Origin of the sequence: Mycobacterium sp. E787, from assembly GCF_001668725.1 — a bacterium.
Lineage (GTDB): Bacteria > Actinomycetota > Actinomycetes > Mycobacteriales > Mycobacteriaceae > Mycobacterium.
Genome location: NZ_LZKL01000121.1, coordinates 37,389 through 55,973, shown reverse-complemented (window position 1 = coordinate 55,973; position 18,585 = coordinate 37,389). Strand labels below are relative to the sequence as shown.

Here is an 18,585-nt window from a genome sequence, read left to right as displayed (position 1 = left end):
CCCTGGCCGCCCGGGGCCTGGACGACGCCATCCAGGCTCATGAAGTCGCTCAGAACAATGCGCATGCCCATACGGACCGGATGGCTGCCCTGAAACTCATCGGCACTGAACACGTTGCAATTCGGGCCGTCTATCTTGCCGCGAACCTTCCCAACCGTGGTGCAGCAATGGTTTCCTTAGCACAAGGACGCCTAGACGAATTCGTATCGAGGAGTGCGCCATGTCAACCGCAGAGCCGACGGCCAAGCCCAATCTGCCGCCCGGATTCGATTTCACCGACCCGGACGTCCACGCCGAGCGGTTGCCGGTGGAAGAGCTGGCCGAGCTGCGTCGCACCGCGCCGATCTGGTGGAACGAGCAGCCGCTGGGGGCGGGCGGATTCGACGACGGCGGCTTCTGGGTGGTCACCAAGCACAAGGACGTCAAAGAAATTTCGCTGCGCAGCGACGTCTTCTCCAGCCTGCAGAAGACCGCGCTGCCGCGCTACAAGGACGGCACGGTCGGCGAGCAAGTCGAACGCGGCAAGTTCGTCCTGCTCAACATGGATGCCCCCCAGCACACCCGGTTGCGCAAGATCATCTCGCGCGCCTTCACTCCCCGCGCCATCGAGCGCCTCCGTGGTGACCTCGCCGAGCGCGCCCGGCGCATCGTCGAGGAAGCGGCCGCCCAGGGTCGCGGCGACTTCGTGGAGCAGGTCTCCTGCGAGCTGCCGCTGCAGGCGATCGCCGGCCTGATGGGTGTGCCACAGGAGGAGCGCAAGAAGCTCTTCCACTGGTCCAACGAGATGGTCGGCGACCAGGACCCCGAATTCGCCAACAACGACGCCATCACCGCCTCCGTCGAACTGATCATGTACGGCATGCAGATGGCCGCCGACCGGGCGAAGAACCCGGGGGAAGACCTCGTCACCAAGCTGGTCCAGGCCGACATCGACGGCCACAAGCTGTCCGATGACGAGTTCGGCTTCTTCGTCATCCTGCTGGCGGTGGCCGGCAACGAGACCACCCGTAACTCCATCACCCAGGGCATGATGGCCTTCACCGACTTTCCCGATCAGTGGGAGCTGTTCAAGAAGGAGCGTCCCGCCACCGCGGCCGACGAGATCGTCCGGTGGGCCACCCCGGTCACCTCGTTCCAGCGCACCGCGCTGGAGGACTACGAACTTTCCGGCGTGCAGATCAAGAAGGGGCAGCGGGTGGTGATGGTCTACCGCTCCGCCAATTTCGACGAGGAAGTGTTCGACGACCCGTTCACCTTCAACATCCTGCGGGACCCCAACCCGCACGTGGGATTCGGCGGCACGGGTGCGCATTACTGCATCGGGGCAAACCTGGCGCGGATGACGATCGACCTGATGTTCAACGCGATCGCCGACGGCATCCCCAACCTGGAGTCGATCGGAAAGCCCGAACGGCTGCGGTCGGGCTGGCTCAACGGGATCAAGCACTGGCAGGTCGACTACCACACCGCCGACGCGACGAAATGACCTGTCGCGCACTAGGCTAAGCGGATGCCGACACATCGAGCCGTCCAAATTCAGTCCGTGGGCGGGCCGCTGGAGCTTGCCGAAGCAGACACTCGGGCGCCGGGGCGCGACGAAGTGCGGATAGCCGTCACCGCCTGCGGCGTGTGCGGAACCGACCGCGCCTTCGTGCACGGCGGCTTCCCGAACATGTCGTGGCCGCTGACCCCGGGACACGAAATCGCCGGAACCGTCGCCGAACTCGGCGAGGGGGTCGACGATTTCGCGGTGGGCGATCGCGTCGCGGTCGGCTGGTTCGGCGGCTGCTGCTACCACTGCGACCCGTGCCGCAAGGGCATTTTCATCCACTGCGTCAACGGCAAGGTGCCGAGCTGGCACTACCCCGGCGGCTACGCGGAATCGGTGACCGTGCCGGCCAACGCGCTGGCCCGGATCCCGTCGGAGCTCACCGACGCGGAAGCCGCCCCCATGGGTTGCGCCGGCGTCACGACCTACAACGCGCTACGCCACACCAAGGCGTTGCCCGGTGACCGGGTGGCGATCCTCGGCGTCGGCGGGCTCGGCCACCTCGGCGTGCAGTTCGCCCGCGCGATGGGGTTCGAAACCATCGCGATCGCGCGCGGCACCGGTAAGGCCGAGGACGCAAAGAAATTGGGCGCCCATCACTACATCGACTCCACCGGCCGTGACGTCGCCGAGGCGCTGCAGGCACTGGGCGGGGCGACGGTCGTCCTGGGCACCGCCGGCAACTCCCAGGCCATGGCCGACACGGTCGGCGGGCTGGCGCCGCAAGGCGAGCTGGTGACCATCGGGGTGACCCCGGACCCGCTGCCCATCAGTCCCGTTCAGCTGATCACGCCGGGGCTCAGCATCGTGGGCCACCCCTCCGGCACGGCCAAGGACGTCGAGGACACCATGCATTTCGCGGTCCTGTCCGGTGTCCGGGCGTGGGTCGAGGAGTTGCCGCTGTCGCGGGCCGCCGAGGGCTACGCGGCGCTGGAGCAGGGCAGAGCGCACTACCGCACCGTTTTGACGATGTGACTACAGTCGGTCTGTGACCGACCTCTGGACCCTCACCCCGGCTGACGGTGAATTGTTGATCCGCACCGGCGTCACCGGCCGGGCGGCGCGGATGGGCCATCGGCTCACCGTCGCGATGACGCGCTGGGAGGCCACCGTGGCGTGGGCCGGCGCGGAGCCGGTTACCGCGGAACTGACGGTCGAGGTCGATTCGTTCGAGGTGCTGCGCGGCGAGGGTGGGGTCAAAGGCCTGTCCGGGCCGGAGAAGATGTTGGTGAAGTCGAACGCGCTGAAGTCGTTGGACGCCAACCGCTATCCCGAGATCCGCTTCGCGGCGGACGCCATCGACAGGACTGACGACGGCTATCGCCTGACCGGAAAGCTGCACGTCCACGGCACATCGCGAAAGCACGTCATCGAGATGCGCACAGAGGATCTCGGCGACGCGTGGCGAATGTCGGTCGAATCCACCGTTCGGCAAACTGATTACGGCGTCAAGCCCTACTCGCTGCTGATGGGTTCGGTGAAGGTGGCCGACGAGGTGTCGGTGTCCTTCACCGCGGTGCACCCCAAGGCCTGAGCGCTGCGCCGAGACATGAGCCGTTGCGATTCGCGCGCGGCGTTTCTTCTCGACTGGTTATGTGTCGCGGAGTGAAATGCCTTAAGGCTGGGGCGGCGCCGGATCACCGGCGTCGCCGGGGATGTGATCGAGCACCCGGGTCAAGTAGGGCTGGCGGGCGCTCGCGTCCGGCTGCGGATCGGCCGGCGCGTTCTCCTGCCGCCCCTGGCCGACCGACTCGGGGACGGGCTCGCCCGCGGGCGCCTTGGGCTGCGGCGCGAGCGGATTCGCCTCCGGGGGTGGCGCGACGGACGGCGCGACGGCCTCGGCGATCTGCGGGGGCGGCGCGTGTACGACGCGTTTCGCCGGCGCCGACTCGCTGGTCGGGGCGAGCTGAATGCCCAACGCCAGCGACAGCGAGGACACGAAAGTGATTGCGCCGGCGGCCAAGGCCGTCGCGGCGCCGGTGTAGGACAACCGCCGGGGCCGGGCCGCGGGGGCGGCGGAGGGCTCGCCGACGTGTGCCACGACCAGCTGTTCGTCGGTGAACTCGGTGCTGTCGGCCGCGGCCAGCGCCGCGCCCCGCGCGATGGTCACCTGGGCCATCGTCTGAGCGAAAACCGGTACGGGCAAAGCCTTTTCGAGCTGCCAGGAGAACCCGTTGATGTCGGCGTCCGCGCCGACGATCACCACTCCGCCGGGGCGCCAGCCACTCGGTCGGTCGAACATGCCGCCCAGCCACGACGTCAGCCCGTCGAAGCCGCCGCGCACGTGCTTGACGGCGGTTTGCGTCTCGCCGTCGTGGGTGTCGACCATGACGACCGTCGCGGACTCGTGCTCGACGATGCAGACGGCCGTCTGCTCGTAACCGATGACCGGCGCGATCGCGCGCGCGAGGGTCTCGACAGCCTCGAGCAACCGGACCGGCACGACGTTGTCCAGGCCGGCGTCGGTCAGCGCCTCGAGCACCAGTGCCGCCTGAGCGGACGCATCGTCGCTCCAGGTCAGCCCGATGACACGGACCCGACGCTCGCTCGCGGCTGCCGACTCGTCGACCCGCAGTACCTCGTCTGCCACCAGTTCGGCGGTGCCCAGGGCGCGCACCCCACGACCGGCCCGCAGAACCAATTCCCGGTGGTCGAGGATCGTGCCGTCTGCCCGGTGTCCCTCGGCGAGAACCCAACCGAGGGTCGTCGGCGTCAGCGATAGCCCCAGTACCGTGTCCAAACTTGCACCTCTCGGCCCGGACCTCCGTCGCCCTCACCCGCGTTTGCGCACCAAAAGCTCGCTGGCACGGCAGTTCGTGAGGGCCGGAACGGACCGGAATGTGTGGTCTCCATCGGCTTGCTTCGTCAGAGCCTACGCGTTCCGCGCAAGTTCGGCTGCCCCGGTATTGAATCCACGTTGAACGCGCAGGCCACGCGCCCGGAAGCGGCCCGGTGTGGCACCACGAGGGGCCGGCGCGAGGCCGTGCCCGCTCCCGCGCTTGCGTCGTCCACCCCGTTGGCCACAATGCGAAATTCGGTCGGAAACCGATATGAAAGCGAGACACCACCGCGTCCCAATCGACATTTCGCCGAATTACCCGGTAAATTCCAGCTGAGACCGCCATCACATAAGGACAAGGGGCTGGTATGACAGACGTGAGCGAGAAGATCCGGGCCTGGGGGCGCCGGCTTTTGGTCGGAGCAGCTGCGGCTGTCACCCTGCCGGGCCTGATCGGTCTTGCCGGCGGCGCGCCGACCGCGGGGGCGTTCTCGCGCCCGGGTTTGCCGGTCGAGTACCTACAGGTGCCGTCCGGGGCGATGGGCCGCAACATCAAGGTCCAGTTCCAAAGCGGCGGCAACGGCTCCCCGGCGGTGTACCTGCTGGACGGGCTGCGTGCGCAGGACGACTACAACGGCTGGGACATCAACACCCCGGCGTTCGAGTGGTACTACAAGTCGGGCCTCTCCATCATCATGCCGGTCGGCGGGCAGTCCAGCTTCTACGCCGACTGGTACGGTCCGGCGTGCGGTAAGGCCGGGTGCTCGACCTACAAGTGGGAGACCTTCCTCACCAGCGAGCTGCCGCAATGGCTGAACGCCAACCGCAGCGTCAAGCCCAACGGCAGTGCCGCGGTCGGCATCTCCATGTCCGGCTCGTCGGCGCTGATCCTGGCCGCCTACCACCCCGGACAGTTCGTCTACGCGGGCTCGCTGTCGGCCCTGATGGACCCGTCCTCGGGGATGGGGCCCAGCCTGATCGGTCTCGCCATGGGTGACGCCGGCGGCTACAAGCCGGACGCAATGTGGGGTCCGTCGAGCGACCCCGCCTGGCAGCGCAACGACCCGACGATTCAGATCCCCAAGCTGGTCGGCAACAACACCCGCCTGTGGATCTACTGCGGCAACGGCACGCCGTCGGAGCTGGGCGGGGCCAACATGCCCGCCGAGTTCCTGGAGAACTTCGTGCGCAGCAGCAACCTGAAGTTCCGCGACGCGTACAACGCGGCCGGCGGCCACAACGCCGTGTTCAACTTCGACGCCAACGGAACCCACAGCTGGGAGTACTGGGGAGCGCAGCTCAACGCCATGAAGCCCGACCTGCAGGGCAGCCTGGGCGCCACTCCCGGCGGCGGCGGATAACCACCCGCCCCAACCTGAGGTCGCTGCTGCGCCCGACGACCACGTCGGGCGCAGCAGCGCGTCAAGGGGCCCTGAGCCGGTCGGTGACGTCGGCCCACGCCGTGGAGTCGCTGCGGTGGTCGTTCATGTTCCGGCACTGGCCGTAGACGCGCAGGACGCCGAGGCTCGGCTCTTCGCTCTGCAGATAGACGATCATCGTGACCTCGTCCTTGGTGAGGGACTCGGCGAACGGATGATCGTTCGGCGGCAGGCCGTGGGCCCAACCGTGGTCGGCCAGTGTGGCCGCGATCTTCGGGAAGTAGGCGTCGGGCCGGGCGGCGGCGGGCAGCGCGAAGGTCAGATAGATCGCGCCCTGATACGGCGGGTCGTCCCGGTCTTTGCACGACATCAGCGTGTAGCCCGCCGACGCCGTCTGCAGTCCGGTCAGCGCCACGATCTGTTGGGCCGACTCGACCACCTGAGCCCGGGACTGGTCGTCGCTGACCGGCTGGGCGGGATGGTCCAGGACGTCGGAGGGGGTCGTGTGCAGCCGGTCCACCGCCAGGAAAGCTCCCCCGAGCAGTAGCGAGGCCGTCAGCGCGGCGCCGATCAGCGCGCGAACCTGCGCCGAACGCAACCATTCGACGCGTTTGTCCCCATCCTCACGGGGGCGGCGGTTCTCGGCGGCCGAGGACATCAGTGGCATCAGCGGCCAGGCTAACCCCGCACAACGGGGGCGTCGGGTCAGAATCATGGTCATGCGTTGCGCTGTCGGCCTGGTCGGCTGTGTGGTGGCGGCGATCCTGCTCGCGACGCCTGCGCGGGCCGATCCCACCGGCGCGCTGACCGAGCTGGTCGACACGGCCGCACAACGGCTACAGATCGCCGAGCCGGTGGCGGCGTTCAAGTGGAATACGCACGGCGCCATCGAGGACCCGGACCGCGTCCGGGAGGAGCTCGCGCAGGAGCGCGCCGAGGCCGAAGCCGCCCGCGTCGACCCCGAGTACGTCGCCCGGGTGTTCGGCGATCAGATCAACGCCACGGAGGCAATCGAATACAGCCGGTTCGCGGGATGAAAGCTGCATCCGGCCGGCGCGCCGACCGCCGCGCCGGACCTGTCGGCGTCGCGGTCGGCCATCGACGGCTTCAACCGGACGATGCTGGCCCAGATCGTGGCGCACCGGGACCTGTTGCGCTCGCCGGACTGCGGCCCGGAAATCGACGCCGCCAGGGGCCACGTGATACGCGCCCGAGGCCTGGATGACCTTTATCAACAAGCGCTTTCGCTGGCGACTCAGTCGTATTGCCAGGGCTGACTTATTTAATTCTCACCGTTTTCTAAAGCTGCAAATCCGCTGCTCACGGAGCCGATTTCGCTGCTAGAGGGCCTATCTCGCGACATTTTCGAATCGGTAACGCTTTGGACACGCCCCGCGAAATGCCTGGCATGAGAAAACTCTGCAAGCCTCTCGTCAAGTCCGCGATGGTCGGTGGGTTGGTTGCAGCGTCGCTGACTTCCTCCACCGGTGTGGCCAACGCCGTCCCCAACGCCGTCCCCACGACCCCCAACTGGGACGCGATCGCGCAATGCGAGTCCGGTGGCAACTGGCAGGCCAACACCGGCAACGGCGAATACGGTGGGCTGCAATTCAAGCCGGGTACCTGGACCCAGTACGGCGGTGTCGGTAACCCGGCGGCCGCGTCCAGGGAGCAACAGATCGCCGTGGCCAACCGGGTCTTCTCCCAGGACGGGCTGGAGCCGTGGCCGAAATGCGGCAGCGCCTCGGGCCTTCCCATCGCGTGGTATTCGCACCCCGCACAGGGCATCAAGCAGATCATCAACGGCCTGATTCAGGCGGCGGTGCCGCACTGATCGGTTCGGGCCGCGCTCTTTTGACCCGGCGCCAAGCTGTGTTTGGATCAGGCCATGGAAGGTTCGGCGACTGTTCACATGGCCGCGCCGGCGGACAAAATCTGGGATCTCATCGCGGACGTTCGCAACACCGGACGGTTCTCCCCCGAAGTCTTCGAGGCCGAGTGGGTGGGCGGCGCGACCGGCCCCGCGCTCGGCGCGAAATTTCGCGGGCACGTCCGGCGAAACGAGTTGGGACCGGTGTACTGGACGACGTGCGAGGTGACCGCGTGCGAGCCCGGCCGCGAATTCGGGTTCGCGGTGATGCTGGGCGACAGGCCGGTCAACAACTGGCACTACCGGTTGGCGCCCAGCGGCGGCGGCACCGACGTGACGGAGTCCTTCCGGCTCACCCCCGCGCCCTGGCTCGGCCTCTACTGGTTGTTGGGCGGATTCCTGCGCAGGCGACGCAACGTCCGTGACATGACCAAAACCCTGAACCGCATCAAAGACGTGGTCGAGGCGGGCTGACGCGTCGTGCAATCGGTCTTCATCACGGGCGCGGGCAGCGGCATGGGCCGCGAGGGTGCGAAGCTCTTCCACGCCAAGGGCTGGCGGGTCGGCGCGGTGGACCGCAACGAAGACGGCCTGGCGACGCTGGGCGCGGAGTTGGGTGAAGATCGGCTGTGGACGCGCGCGGTCGACGTGACGGACAAGGCCGCCCTGGACGGCGCCCTGGCCGACTTCTGCGCGGGCAACGCCGGTGGCGGGCTCGACATGATGTGGAACAACGCCGGCATCGGCGAATCGGGCTGGTTCGAGGACGTGCCCTACGACGCCGCGATGCGCGTGGTCGAGGTCAACTTCAAGGCGGTGCTCACGGGCGCCTACGCCTCGCTGCCCTACCTGAAGAAGAGGCCGGGCAGCCTGATGTTCTCGACGTCTTCGTCCTCGGGCACCTACGGCATGCCGCGCATCGCGGTCTACTCGTCGACCAAGCACGCGGTCAAGGGGCTGACCGAGGCGCTGAGCGTGGAGTGGCAGCGACACGGCGTGCGGGTCGCCGACGTGCTGCCGGGTCTGATCGACACGGCGATCCTCACCACCACCACGAACCACTCCGACGACGGCGGTGGGGCGGTGTCCGGCGAGGAACTTCGCGCGCGGGCACCCAAGAAGGGCATGATGCGCCTGATGCCGGCGAGCAGCGTTGCGGAGGCGGCGTGGCAGGCCTACCACGACCCGAAGCGATTGCACTGGTACGTGCCCAAAAGCATTCGGCTCATCGACCTGCTGAAGGGGCTGAGCCCGGAGTTCGTGCGGGGCCGCATCGCCAAGTCCCTGCCGGCGCTGATGCCCAAGCGGCAGTGAAGGAGATCGCCTGATGCAAAACCGTTGGCTCGCAGCTGTTTTCATCCTGATCGCCGCCGCCGGCGTCGCGGGATGCGGGCAGGCGCAGACGATGCCCCGCAAGGCGGCCCGTGTCACCATCGACGGCACCACCCGCACGGCGCGGCCGGCGGCGTGCAGCCAGATCCAGTCGTATCGCACCATCGACATCGGCGACGAGAACGGCCACGTCGAAGCGGTCGTCGTGCTCAGCGGCTACCGCGTCATCCCGCAGTGGGTCAAGATCCGCAACGTCGACGGGTTCACCGGCAGCTACTGGCTGGGCGGGGTGGGAGATGCGCACGCCGACGTCACCAACAGGGCCTACACCATCACCGGCAGCGCCTACGGAATCAGCAGCAGCAATCCCGACAAAACGGTGACCACGGACTTCAAGATCACGGCCGAGTGCTGAGCCCTCCGAGGGTTGCGGCCTAGGCTGGTCGAAGACCACGGTGAGGGAGGACCGGTGAAGGACAGATTGCACTGGTTTGCGATGCATGGCTTCGTGCGGGGTGTCGCCGCGATCGGTGTGCGGCGGGGCGACCCGCAGGCGCGGTTGATCGCCGACCCGACGGTGGCCAGGAATCCGGCGCCGTTCTACGAGCAGATGCGCGCCCTGGGCCCGCTGGTGAAGGGCCGCGTCAACTACCTCACGACCGACCACGCCCTGGCGCACGAGTTGCTGCGATGCGACGACTTCCGCGTGGTGAACATGGGCTCGAACCTGCCGGCGCCCCTGCGCTGGCTGGAACGCCGCACCAGCGACCGCCTGTTGCACCCGTTGCGGGCGCCGTCGCTGCTGGCGGTCGAACCGCCGGACCACACCCGATATCGCAAGACGGTGTCGGCCGTGTTCACGCCCAGGGCGGTCGCGGCGCTGCGTGACGGCGTCGAGCAGACCGCGACGAAACTCCTGGACCAGCTGGAGGGCGGATCCGGCGTCGTCGACGTCGTCGGACGGTACTGCTCGCAGCTTCCGGTGGCGATCATCAGCGACATCCTGGGCGTGCCCGAACGGGACCGCTCGCGCGTGCTGGAGTTCGGCGAGCTCGCCGCGCCGAGTTTGGACATCGGATTGCCGTGGTGGCAGTACCAAACGGTGCAGAAGGGCATCGCCGGGTTCAACGCCTGGCTCGCCAACCACCTCGATGCGTTGCGGCGTGCGCCGGGCGACGACCTGATGAGCCAGTTGATCCGGACGGCCGAAAGGGGTTCTCCCGAAACGCGTCTCGACCGGGCCGAACTGCAGGGGATCGCCGGCCTGGTGTTGGCCGCCGGGTTCGAGACCACGGTGAACCTGCTGGGCAACGGGATCCGGATGCTGCTGGACGCGCCCGAGCATCTCGACACCCTGCGCCGACGTCCCGAACTGTGGCCCAACGCCGTTGAGGAGATCCTGCGGCTCGAGTCGCCGGTGCAGCTCACCGCTCGCGTCGCGCTCCGGGATGTCGAGGTGGCGGGCATGCGGGTCGCGGGCGGCGATCTGGTGGTGATCTACCTGGCCGCGGCCAACCGGGATCCGTCGGTCTTTCCCGACCCGCACCGCTTCGACATCGAAAGGTCAAACGCGGGAAGGCATCTCGCGTTCTCCGGCGGCCGTCACTTCTGCCTCGGGGCCGCGCTGGCGCGCGCGGAGGGAGAAGTCGGGCTGCGAACGTTCTTCGACCGTTTTCCGCAGGCGCGGGTGGCCGGCAGCGGAAGCAGGCGCGAGACCCGGGTGCTGCGGGGTTGGTCGACGCTGCCGGTGACCCTGGGGCCGGCGCGGTCGATGGCTCGGGTCGAGGCTTAGCGGCGACCGCAAGCGCGGCGCAGCCGGGCGCGGCGGGTTGCCACCGTTGACGCTCAGCGGCGGCGGCGCCGTCGCCTGGTGGGCCAGGTTCGGTTGCCGGAACAGGCCGCAATCAGCGCGGCGGGGCTCGCGGTCACCCCGACGAGGGCCAGCCTTCGGATGGCCTCGCGCCGGGTCAGCAGGCGGTCGACCTGATGGTCCCCGGCCTCCTCGGGGGTATCGCGCTGCACGGTCACGTCGCCAAGTATGCGGCAAAGTCGTGGTCAGCACCGTGATTTCCGACCGCATGGTCGACGCCTAGGGATCCTCGCGAAAGGAACTGCGTCGCCACCGCAGCGTGCCCGACGCGACGATGATCACGGCGGGCAACGTACCGGCCCCGAAAATCGCGAATTGCCAGGCCCACCCGATCGCTTTGCTGCGAAACTCTTCGTCGTGGTAAACCTCCTCGCGCGCGGGCGTTAGGGCGACGCAGCCGCGGGTCTTGGCCCACCACTCGTCGCGCACCAACTGGTACCCGTGGGCGTCGACCCAGCCGCTGCAGTCCCGGCTGGTCTCCCAGTAGCCGAAGGCGAGCGCTCCGCAACCGCCGGCCACGACGCCGAGGAGTGCAACGGCGATCAGAACCCGGACGCGCGGGCTCACCATTGCCCGGCCAGGTAGCGGCCGAGCCAATCCAGCAACCGCCGCCACGCGTCGGCCGACGCGGTGGCGTTGTAGCGCGGGCCGGTGTCGTTGAAGAACGCGTGGTCGGCGCCCGGCTCGACCACGATCTCGTTGACCAGCCCGGCGCGGTCGAGGGCCGCCTTGGCGGCAGGTTGCGAACTTGTGACCCGGGAGTCCTGCGCGGCATAGATCGCCAGCACCGCGGCCTTGGATCCGGTGAAGTCCGGGTTGGCCGGCAACGGACCGTAGAACGGCACCGCGGCCGAGACGCCCGGCGCGCCGGAGGCCAGCAGTTGCCACACCAGTCCCCCGCCGAAGCAAAAGCCGACCACCGCGACCTTCTGCCCCGGCGCGCGCAGCTTCAGTTGCGCGACGCCGGAATTCAGGTCATGGGTGAACCGTTCCGGCGGGATCTTGCCCAATGCGGCGGTCGCCTGCGCCGGGTCGGCGAAGGTGGCCGTCCCGCCTTCCTCGGACAACAGGTCGATCGCCAGCGCGGAGTGGCCCGCCCCGGCCAGCCGGCCCGCCACCGACAGCACCCAATCGGTCAATCCCCTGTTCTCGTGAACGACGAGCACGCATCCCTTCGAATCGGGCGCCTGGGCCCAGGCGCCCTGCAGCGGGCCCTGTGGCCCGGCCCAGGTAATCGGCGCGGTCGGCAGCGCATTGGCCGCGCCGGGCGGTTGCGTTGCGCCAGTTGGACTTTCGACGACGGTCGGTTTGGCGTGCTCGGCCGCCCCGTCCGGCTTGGAGCAGGCCACGATGAGCTCGCCGGCGGCCGCGGCGCCGACCCCGAGCAGGGCGAGCCGTCGCACCGCTTCGCGCCGGGTGAGCAGTCCGTCGACGTGGTCGGTCGCGATTTCTTCGGCGAGGTAGCGGTTCAGCGCGGTCACCCTCAGCAGTATCCGCCGCCGAGCTGTGGTTGACACGCGTTGAGCAACCGGGTTTATTTGCCGCTATGACTGAAGTCTCTGCGGTTTCCCCGGTCGCTGTCGAGGACGTCGTCGTCGGGATGTGGCAAGCGCTTTCGCGGCGGGACTGGGATGCGGTCAAGACGTTCTTGGCCGACGACTGCCTCTACGTCGACATGCCGGTCCCCGCATTGTCGGCGCGCGGTCCCGAAGACATCGTGAAGCGGCTCAAGATGGGCCTCGAGCCGCTGGCGGCCTACGAGAACCACGACGGCGTGCTGGTGTCCAACGGCTCGGACGTCATCTACGAGCACTCGGAGACTTGGACTTTCGCGTCTGGTGAGCAGGGCGTGCTGAGATTCGTCACGGTGCACAAGGTCGTCGAACGAGACGGGGAGCCGAAAATCGCCGTCTGGAAAGACTATTGGGACATGCAAAGCCTCGTCAGCTTCGCGCCGCCGAACCACTTCGAGGCTCTTGCGACGGCCGACACCAGCTGGGTGTTTGACGCGTCCGAGTTGGTCTGACGGATCCCTGCGGCGCCGCCGAGCCGATCAGAGGCGCTCCATCAGGCGGGACATCAGCTCCGCCTCCAGATAGCCGGCCTCGTGGAGCGGGTACAGCCGCGGCGGCTCGGACGGCCCGAAGTGGATATGCGCGATCGCCGTCATGAACGATCCGCCCGGCCACGGGTGATGCGCAGCCGCGGACTGGGCCGGCTCAGCACGGGGCGTTGCTTGATCGCGCAGTGAGTGAAATTTGGGCAGCAGGTGCAACATGGCGGATGCCTTCAGATCTGTGGTGGCTCCTACCGGAAGTCACGGCTATTAGACACATGTTAGACAAGCCTCGGTGGGTCGGCAACGCCGGTCAAAAGCCCTGGCCGTCGTCGGCCAGGTAGGTGACTTCGTACCACCGCCTGGGTGATCGGGCGCCCGCGTCGTACCCGTCGGTCGCGGTTGCCCGCTCCAGGCGAACATCCGTCAGGTTCGGGTTCTCCAGGCGGATGTAGTCCTCGAGTTCGGCGAGCAGTGCGTCGCCGGTGAGGGCTACCTCCGCGAGCGCTTTTCCCCGGTGCCTCGTCCAACTCACGCCATACATCTTGCTCCGGCCCGTGGGGTCAACCGATACAGTGTTGCCGTTGCCGTGCAGGACGGTCGATGGCCACCGGGCCGGCGGGAAGTTGCGGCGCTTCGTGCCGCTTTGACGCCGCGGACGGCTGCTACTCGGCGAGCCAGTCCCTGGGCGCCTGCGGCTGCTCGGCGGCCTGCTCCCTGGCGCAGCAGAGCATCCGTTCGCTCAGGTGGATGAGCGGGTCCTCATGCCCCCCCGGCATGGTGTAGGCCAACCGGCGCAGCTCGACGGCGAACTCGTACAAATTCCGGCTCAGTGACGCAACGGTCATGAGGCGACTACTACAAATAACGTTCCACGGGACAAAATGTCCAAAATCTCCCCGGTTCGTGACGGTCGTGCTTCATGACGTGGCCCGATTCGTCCGATACGAGCGTAAATGCTGCCACGGCGTACTCACAATAGGAATTGTGAAAACACTCGTTGCAAGTTTCGGCCCGCGGTGTCGCCGTCCGGCCGGCTAAGACTCGGCCAGCCTCTTGAGGCACTTCAGGGTTTCCGACAGGTTCCGGCCCACCTGGCGCACCGCGATGCGGTCGGCGATGTAGCCGATCAGCCCGCCGGGCGCCTGATAGGACAGCCGGAACGTCACTTTCGTCTTGCCTTCCGTGGCATCGCGCAACCGGATCCGCCCACGCAGGGTCACGCCGGTGATGCCCACCCACGCCAGGTCGCGGCGGTCATCGAATTCGACCACCTCGATCAGGCCGCCGACCGGCACCGAGCCGATCTTCCAGTGCACGGTGTAGCGCGCGCCCACGCCGGGCGGTTTGTCGTTCGACGGCTCCCATCGCTCGAGGCTCGTCATGAACGACGGGTAGCAGTCGGGGTCGCTGACGATCTTCCAGACGGCGTCGCGGTCGGCGTCGATCACGCAGCGGCGTTCGACGCGCATCAGCCGATCACCGGGAATCTTCTTTCGGCGGCCAGCGCATCGACGCCGCCCTGCAGGCTGGCCATCACCTTGTCGTGCACGGCCTGGTCGTCCCCGTCGACCTCGATCGGCTCCTGCACCTCGATGACGATCTTCGTCGGCAGCGGGATGTGCCCCGCCAGGTCGCTGATGTTGAGGCCCCACGGCAGCGCCAGCGAGATCGGAATGCTTTTGAGCCGCAGCAACTTGTCCGCCATCAACAGCTTGGCCAGCCACTGACCGCGGTTGAGGAACAGCGCGCTTTCCTGGCCGCCGACACTGGCGACGGGCACGATGGGCACACCGGCCTCCCGGGCCAACCGCACGTAACCCATCCGCCCGCCGAAGTCGACCTTGTGGCGTTCCCATGACGGGCGGAAGACCTCGTAGTCGCCGCCCGGATAGACCAGCAGCGCCGCCCCGGAATCCAATGCGAGCCGGGCGTTTTCGGGGTTGGCGGCGACGGTGCCGAACTTGCGCAACCAGCCCAGCGGGGGCGCGGAGACGACGAGGTTGTGAGCCAGCTGGTAGAAGGGCCGCTCGACGCCGAAGTAGGAGCAGAACGCGAGCGTGAAGACGAACGTGTCCGGCGGCACGTTGCCGCCGCTGTGGTTGCCGACCAGCAGCACCGGGCCCTCCGCCGGAATGCGGTCGAGGCCGCGGACGTCGGCCCGGAAGTACAGAGACGCCAACAGCCACGTTCCCGGGAGCTGGTCGCGGATGTAGTCGGGATCGCGCTGATCGAGGTCGGCCTTGGGAACCCGCGACACCACCTGGTTGCGGGCCCACGCCAAGACGTCCCCCATGGTCGCCATAACCGCGGGTATACCCCGGTGTCGCCCGTCGTCAAACGCCGTAGATGCGGGCGGCATTCCGGTGGGCGATCAGGTCGACCACCCGGATGGCGTCGTTCTCGCTCCACTCCCCGTCGGCGACGAAGCCGCGCAGCACGCGGCGAATACCGTTGCGCCACAGGGCCGCTCCAAGATAGTGCAACTCCGGCGGGCCGTACCCGTCCGACGAATACAGGATCTTGGGGAAGGGCGCCATCTCGAGGAGTCGGGCGATGAACGCCGGGGCGCGCGCGCCCAGATGGTTCACGCTCAGCCCGCCGTCGAGGTAGACGTTGTTGAAGGCCTGCGCCAGGTATCCGGCCTCGCGCTCGTAGGGATAGCAGTGCAGCAGCACGACGGGCGTGGCGCCGGACCGCCGCAGGAAGTCGAGCAGCAACAGCGGGTTGGCCTTGTGCAGGTCGCAGTCGCGGTCGCCGAAGCCGACGTGGAATTGCAGTGGCTTGCCGAGCCGCAGCGCCTGATGCAGCCCGAAGCGCAGTAGGACCCGGTCCTGCAGCCGGGTGCCACCGCGGTCGCGCCACCGCGCCGCGGCCTCGGCGACCTGCGGCGCCGACGGCTCGCTCAGGTCTCCGTCGAACCCGCCGCGGTAGGCCAGGATGGACTTGGTGCCGACCGCGGTGGCCGCGCGCCGGTGCAGGATCTCCTCGAATGCCGAGGCGTAATCGCCCGGCGCCTGCGCGGCCTGCTCGGCCACCTGTTCGAGCCGGACGATCTCGCGGGCGCGGTTGCCGGACAGCTCGGCCATCTCGTCGGTGCCCGCAATCTGTTCGCCGATTCCGGTGTCGACCAGCCAGTCGCTCACCTTGGCGGCCGGCAGGAACAGCCGCGCCAGCTCGGTCTCGTCGAGTTGCCGACGCCGTTCCCAGTATGCTTGCGGTTCAACGTGTTCGGGGAGTCCCAGTATGGGTGCGCAGTGGGCGCGCACGGCGAAACCGAGCTGGGAGTCGAAACCCGAGTGCAGCAGCGGTTCGGTGTCGGCCTCGTTGAGGGCGTTCTCGAACCGCTGCCGGTCCCCCGACGCCAACCAGCAGCCGTGCGCGTGCTGATCGATCAGCCGCACCTGATCGATGTGCTCCTCCAGAGTCGGGAAGCTCACAGGCTCCACGCCATGCGGAATTTGTCCGCCAGTTGCTCCGGATCGAGGTCGCCGTAGCGCTCCTGCTCGAGGCGGCGGACCGCGACCACCATGTCGACCGCCGAGTCGCCCAGGATACCGCGCAGTAGGGACGAACCATCAAGGGCGGCAATGGCTTCCGATTGCGACTCGGGCAGGCACACGATGCCCGCGTCGCCGCGCTCCGAATCGGAGAGCTTCGCCGGGTCCATCGTGATCTCGGGCGGCAGCGTCGCCTGGCGCTTGATCCCGTCCAGCGCGAGGCCGAGGATCGCCGCCGTCGCCAGGTAGGGGTTGGCCGACGGGTCGACGATCTTGACTTCGACATTGGCGCCGCGTGGATTCGCGGGCCCGCCCTTGACGAAACGCACCGCCGCCTCCCGGTTCTCGGTGCCCCAGCACGCGTAGGCGCCGGCCCAGTTGCCGGGCCGCATCCGCAGACCGGACACGATCGATCCGCACAGGACGCCCTGGGCTTCGGGCAGCCCGCCGATCACTCCCGCGACGGCGCTCTCCCCCGCCGCCGTCATGCCCGCCGGGCCGGGTCCGTCGGAGAACAGCGGACCGTCGGCACCCGTCAGCGAAAAATGCTGGTGCGCACCGGATCCGACGCTGCCGGCGAACGGCGCCGGCGACAGGCTGACGCGCAACCCCTGCCGGCGGGCGGCCCGGCCGATGATGAGCCGGGTCACGGCCAGCTGATCGGCGGCGGCGACCGGCGGCAACGGCGACAACGAGATCTCGAACTGGTTGGCCCCGTACTCGGGATGGAACTGCTCGACAGCCACACCCGCCGTCGTGGCCGCGGCGTTGACGTCGCGAATGAACGCCTCGTGTTCGAGCACGCCGGCGAGGCCGTATTGCGCCCACAGCGCGGCGGGCAGCCGGCCGCCGTCGGCTTCGACCAGGAGGAACTCGATCTCGTGGCCGATCGCCGCCTCGAGGCCGGCTTCTGCGAGCGCGGCCTCGACGCGGCCCAGTGTTCCGCGGGCGCACGCCGGGACGGGTGTGCCGTCCTGCTCGAAGAACGAGGCCGGCGCCCAGGCCAGTCCGTCGCCGACGATTCGCATGGCCGACAGGTCGATGCGCAGGCGCTGGTCGCCGACCACGCCGACGTCGTCGGTGAAGGCGATGCCGCTCTGGTCGATGGCGAAGGCATGCCATGACGGGCTGGCGCCGAGGCCGGGGTCGGCGAAGGTGTTGGTGCGCCGGATGGGGACCGTCTTGGCGTGCGTAAGACCGGCGGGGTTCACGACGGTGCCGATGACCGTGTCGACGCCTTCCCCCTCCAGCTGGGCGATCGCGGCGGCGGCGAGGGGCGTGGCTGTCATGGCTGCCATTGTGGCAACTCGATCAGTTCTGGCGCACCGTCAGCTCGGTGACGAACCGGTCGATGAAGTCGTCCAGCGGCGCTTTGCCCGCCGGGCGGATGACGAACTTCGTCAGTCCCGCGGCGAGGTAGGCGTCGAGCTGCCGGTGCAGCCGATCCCAGCCGGCGGCGATGAGCTCACCGGGATCGACTTCGGGACGGCGGCGCCGGGCCGCCGCGACGAGTTCGGGGGACAACTCGCCGTCCCCGACCGCGAGCGAGATGCCGAAGTGATCCGGCTCGATCCGGCGGCCGGCCTGCTCGGCGGCCCGCTCGATCGCCTCGCGCCCGGCCTTCGCCTCGGGCGGCGTGAGGAAGCTGCCCAGCCAGCCGTCGGCCAGCGCGCCGATGCGCCGAAACGCCGCGGGCGCCGAGCCGCCCAGCCAGATGTCCAGCGGGGGCACCGGCCGCGGCGCGACCGCCGCCCCGTTGACGGTGAAATACCGCCCGCGGTAGGTGGCCGCGTCGTCGACCAACGCCGTGCGCAGCACCCGCAGCGACTCGTCGAACACCGCGGCCCGCTCCCCCTCGGGGACCACGAACACCTCGCGCTCGGCCGGGATCGCCGAGCGCAAACCGAACACGGGAAGCACCCGCTTCGGTGCGACGGCGGCCAGCGACGCCAGTTGTTTGGCCACCAGCACCGGATGCCGGCCCGGCAGCACGGCCACCGACGTGCCCGCCTTCAGCCGGGTCGTCCGCGCCAGCGCGTAGGCCATGCCGACGACCGGGTCGACCGCCGGGGAGTAGACCAGCTCGGAGAACCACAGCGAGTCGACCCCGCTGCTCTCCAGGTGATCGACGATGCCGGCCAGTTGATCCGGGGCAGTGTCGGCGCCCAGCCCGATGCCGAAGCGAATCTTCACAATGTCCTCCGTGCCCGCGAAATATAAAGGGCTGCGACATCTTTCGGCGTGTCGTCG

General features: G+C 68.5%; 23 protein-coding genes and 1 pseudogene. 11 read left to right on the top strand and 13 right to left on the bottom strand.

Going from position 1 to position 18,585, the window contains the following annotated elements; all coding sequences use genetic code 11:
* The first annotated feature begins 220 nt into the window (after nucleotides 1–220).
* The 3 genes from A5705_RS23765 to A5705_RS23755 are packed head-to-tail and all read left to right on the top strand — an operon-like array spanning nucleotide 221 to nucleotide 3,083.
* On the top strand, nucleotides 221–1,486 hold the full coding sequence (locus tag A5705_RS23765; RefSeq protein ID WP_067876691.1) for a cytochrome P450: 1,266 nt from the start codon (nucleotides 221–223) through the stop codon (nucleotides 1,484–1,486).
* 24 nt (nucleotides 1,487–1,510) lie between these two features.
* On the top strand, nucleotides 1,511–2,524 hold the full coding sequence (locus A5705_RS23760; RefSeq protein WP_067876694.1) for an alcohol dehydrogenase: 1,014 nt from the start codon (nucleotides 1,511–1,513) through the stop codon (nucleotides 2,522–2,524).
* 13 nt (nucleotides 2,525–2,537) lie between these two features.
* On the top strand, nucleotides 2,538–3,083 hold the full coding sequence (locus A5705_RS23755; RefSeq protein ID WP_067876697.1) for a YceI family protein: 546 nt from the start codon (nucleotides 2,538–2,540) through the stop codon (nucleotides 3,081–3,083).
* 81 nt (nucleotides 3,084–3,164) lie between these two features.
* Here the strand turns inward: A5705_RS23755 and A5705_RS23750 are convergent, their stop codons facing one another.
* Nucleotides 3,165–4,289: a hypothetical protein gene (locus A5705_RS23750; RefSeq protein ID WP_067876701.1), complete on the bottom strand. Its 1,125-nt coding sequence runs from the start codon at nucleotides 4,287–4,289 to the stop codon at nucleotides 3,165–3,167.
* 407 nt (nucleotides 4,290–4,696) lie between these two features.
* Here A5705_RS23750 and ag85B point away from each other — a divergent pair, with 407 nt between their 5' ends.
* Nucleotides 4,697–5,689, top strand: coding sequence for a diacylglycerol acyltransferase/mycolyltransferase Ag85B (ag85B, locus tag A5705_RS23745; protein ID WP_067876703.1), 993 nt, complete (start codon nucleotides 4,697–4,699; stop codon nucleotides 5,687–5,689).
* A 61-nt stretch (nucleotides 5,690–5,750) separates the two neighbouring features.
* Here the strand turns inward: ag85B and A5705_RS23740 are convergent, their stop codons facing one another.
* Nucleotides 5,751–6,374 (bottom strand): hypothetical protein, encoded by a 624-nt coding sequence (locus tag A5705_RS23740; protein WP_231964270.1) that lies wholly within the window; start codon nucleotides 6,372–6,374, stop codon nucleotides 5,751–5,753.
* A gap of 46 nt (nucleotides 6,375–6,420) precedes the next feature.
* Between A5705_RS23740 and A5705_RS23735 the strand changes: the two are divergent.
* The 6 genes and pseudogenes from A5705_RS23735 to A5705_RS23710 all read left to right on the top strand — a co-directional run bounded on the left by A5705_RS23735 (nucleotide 6,421) and on the right by A5705_RS23710 (nucleotide 10,701).
* A pseudogene (locus A5705_RS23735) lies at nucleotides 6,421–6,984 on the top strand (chorismate mutase).
* Between the two features lie 131 nt (nucleotides 6,985–7,115).
* The gene (gene rpfC, locus A5705_RS23730; RefSeq protein WP_067876705.1) at nucleotides 7,116–7,541 is read left to right on the top strand and encodes a resuscitation-promoting factor RpfC; all 426 of its coding nucleotides are present in this window, start codon (nucleotides 7,116–7,118) and stop codon (nucleotides 7,539–7,541) included.
* A gap of 36 nt (nucleotides 7,542–7,577) precedes the next feature.
* Nucleotides 7,578–8,051 (top strand): SRPBCC family protein, encoded by a 474-nt coding sequence (locus A5705_RS23725; RefSeq protein ID WP_156763213.1) that lies wholly within the window; start codon nucleotides 7,578–7,580, stop codon nucleotides 8,049–8,051.
* A 6-nt stretch (nucleotides 8,052–8,057) separates the two neighbouring features.
* Nucleotides 8,058–8,891 (top strand): SDR family oxidoreductase, encoded by an 834-nt coding sequence (locus A5705_RS23720; protein ID WP_067876708.1) that lies wholly within the window; start codon nucleotides 8,058–8,060, stop codon nucleotides 8,889–8,891.
* A 13-nt stretch (nucleotides 8,892–8,904) separates the two neighbouring features.
* The gene (locus tag A5705_RS23715) at nucleotides 8,905–9,324 is read left to right on the top strand and encodes a lipoprotein LpqH (protein ID WP_067876711.1); all 420 of its coding nucleotides are present in this window, start codon (nucleotides 8,905–8,907) and stop codon (nucleotides 9,322–9,324) included.
* Between the two features lie 54 nt (nucleotides 9,325–9,378).
* On the top strand, nucleotides 9,379–10,701 hold the full coding sequence (locus A5705_RS23710) for a cytochrome P450 (protein ID WP_067876714.1): 1,323 nt from the start codon (nucleotides 9,379–9,381) through the stop codon (nucleotides 10,699–10,701).
* A gap of 53 nt (nucleotides 10,702–10,754) precedes the next feature.
* Here the strand turns inward: A5705_RS23710 and A5705_RS23705 are convergent, their stop codons facing one another.
* The 3 genes from A5705_RS23705 to A5705_RS23695 form a co-directional block, all read right to left on the bottom strand.
* Nucleotides 10,755–10,937, bottom strand: coding sequence for a hypothetical protein (locus A5705_RS23705; protein ID WP_067876717.1), 183 nt, complete (start codon nucleotides 10,935–10,937; stop codon nucleotides 10,755–10,757).
* Nucleotides 10,938–10,998: 61 nt separating this feature from the next.
* A complete protein-coding gene (locus tag A5705_RS23700; protein WP_197516928.1) occupies nucleotides 10,999–11,346 on the bottom strand; it encodes a hypothetical protein in 348 nt (115 codons plus the stop codon).
* Nucleotides 11,343–12,260: a dienelactone hydrolase family protein gene (locus A5705_RS23695; RefSeq protein WP_067876721.1), complete on the bottom strand. Its 918-nt coding sequence runs from the start codon at nucleotides 12,258–12,260 to the stop codon at nucleotides 11,343–11,345. The genes A5705_RS23700 and A5705_RS23695 overlap by 4 nt, the downstream gene beginning before the upstream one ends.
* Nucleotides 12,261–12,325: 65 nt before the next feature.
* Here A5705_RS23695 and A5705_RS23690 point away from each other — a divergent pair, with 65 nt between their 5' ends.
* On the top strand, nucleotides 12,326–12,805 hold the full coding sequence (locus A5705_RS23690) for a nuclear transport factor 2 family protein (protein ID WP_067876724.1): 480 nt from the start codon (nucleotides 12,326–12,328) through the stop codon (nucleotides 12,803–12,805).
* A 27-nt stretch (nucleotides 12,806–12,832) separates the two neighbouring features.
* On the opposite strand, the gene A5705_RS27975 is transcribed toward A5705_RS23690, so the two are convergent.
* The 8 genes from A5705_RS27975 to A5705_RS23655 all read right to left on the bottom strand — a co-directional run bounded on the left by A5705_RS27975 (nucleotide 12,833) and on the right by A5705_RS23655 (nucleotide 18,528).
* The gene (locus A5705_RS27975) at nucleotides 12,833–13,057 is read right to left on the bottom strand and encodes a hypothetical protein (RefSeq protein WP_156738309.1); all 225 of its coding nucleotides are present in this window, start codon (nucleotides 13,055–13,057) and stop codon (nucleotides 12,833–12,835) included.
* A 91-nt stretch (nucleotides 13,058–13,148) separates the two neighbouring features.
* A complete protein-coding gene (locus A5705_RS23685; RefSeq protein WP_067876851.1) occupies nucleotides 13,149–13,370 on the bottom strand; it encodes a hypothetical protein in 222 nt (73 codons plus the stop codon).
* 130 nt (nucleotides 13,371–13,500) lie between these two features.
* Nucleotides 13,501–13,683: a hypothetical protein gene (locus A5705_RS23680; protein WP_067876725.1), complete on the bottom strand. Its 183-nt coding sequence runs from the start codon at nucleotides 13,681–13,683 to the stop codon at nucleotides 13,501–13,503.
* Between the two features lie 189 nt (nucleotides 13,684–13,872).
* The gene (locus A5705_RS23675; RefSeq protein WP_067876727.1) at nucleotides 13,873–14,307 is read right to left on the bottom strand and encodes an SRPBCC family protein; all 435 of its coding nucleotides are present in this window, start codon (nucleotides 14,305–14,307) and stop codon (nucleotides 13,873–13,875) included.
* Nucleotides 14,307–15,140 (bottom strand): lysophospholipid acyltransferase family protein, encoded by an 834-nt coding sequence (locus A5705_RS23670; RefSeq protein WP_067876729.1) that lies wholly within the window; start codon nucleotides 15,138–15,140, stop codon nucleotides 14,307–14,309. The genes A5705_RS23675 and A5705_RS23670 overlap by 1 nt, the downstream gene beginning before the upstream one ends.
* Nucleotides 15,141–15,171: 31 nt before the next feature.
* Nucleotides 15,172–16,275: an amidohydrolase family protein gene (locus tag A5705_RS23665; RefSeq protein WP_067876731.1), complete on the bottom strand. Its 1,104-nt coding sequence runs from the start codon at nucleotides 16,273–16,275 to the stop codon at nucleotides 15,172–15,174.
* On the bottom strand, nucleotides 16,272–17,624 hold the full coding sequence (locus tag A5705_RS23660; protein ID WP_067876733.1) for a glutamine synthetase family protein: 1,353 nt from the start codon (nucleotides 17,622–17,624) through the stop codon (nucleotides 16,272–16,274). The genes A5705_RS23665 and A5705_RS23660 overlap by 4 nt, the downstream gene beginning before the upstream one ends.
* Before the next feature lie 22 nt (nucleotides 17,625–17,646).
* A complete protein-coding gene (locus A5705_RS23655) occupies nucleotides 17,647–18,528 on the bottom strand; it encodes a TIGR03854 family LLM class F420-dependent oxidoreductase (RefSeq protein ID WP_068280397.1) in 882 nt (293 codons plus the stop codon).
* Nucleotides 18,529–18,585 lie beyond the last annotated feature (57 nt).